This window comes from Bacillus sp. JJ1474, from assembly GCF_036965225.1.
Lineage (GTDB): Bacteria > Bacillota > Bacilli > Bacillales > Cytobacillaceae > Cytobacillus.
Genome location: NZ_JBALPC010000146.1, coordinates 4,581 through 4,908, shown reverse-complemented (window position 1 = coordinate 4,908; position 328 = coordinate 4,581).

Sequence of the window (328 nt, the reverse complement as noted above, 5' to 3'; positions counted from 1 at the left end):
TGCTTGTCGGGGGTGAGCATTAAGGAAGGCTTCTGCGATTAGTCATCGCAGAAACAATTGCCTTTTGATTGTTTCGAAGGCGCTCCCGCTTTTCTCATAATAAAGCATTTTTATCATATGAGATAATAAATGTCAAATACTCAGATGAAAGAAAAAAGGGAAATTTAGAAAAATAGCGAACCGATAACTAATGGATTGCCTGTTTATGCTATAATGTATGTGATTTTAGGGGGAATGATGCGAATGAAGGAAAATCAAAATAACAAAGATAAATGGAAGTCGTGGGTAGCCCTGCTAACCAATAAAAAAGCAGCAAAAGGTGCTAGTA